At 39.9% G+C, this 233-nt stretch carries 1 protein-coding gene; it reads left to right on the top strand.

All coding sequences use genetic code 11. From position 1 onward, the window contains the following. On the top strand, positions 1-233 hold a 233-nt coding region (locus AAEY62_RS24985; protein ID WP_350637193.1), incomplete at both ends, for a two-component regulator propeller domain-containing protein.

Here is a 233-nt window from a genome sequence, read left to right as displayed (position 1 = left end):
CATGATGGATTACTAAACGATAATATTTTTGCCATTAAAGATGATAGAAAAGGCTACTTATGGCTAAGCAGTAACCAAGGACTAACTCGCTATAATCCCACGAATCAAGCTATGCAGCATTTTTTACCTCGTGACGGCGTGCAGCATAATTCGTTTATTTTAGGTGCCGCTTTTCAAGCAGCTGATGGCGAGCTATTTTTTGGCGGAATCAATGGCTTTAATCAGTTTTACCC

It is taken from the genome of Pseudoalteromonas sp. GW168-MNA-CIBAN-0100 (assembly GCF_040309225.1).
Taxonomy (GTDB): Bacteria; Pseudomonadota; Gammaproteobacteria; order Enterobacterales; family Alteromonadaceae; genus Pseudoalteromonas; species Pseudoalteromonas arctica.
The sequence above is the reverse complement of the archived record's forward strand: the minus strand, read 5'-3'. Positions and strand labels throughout refer to the sequence as shown.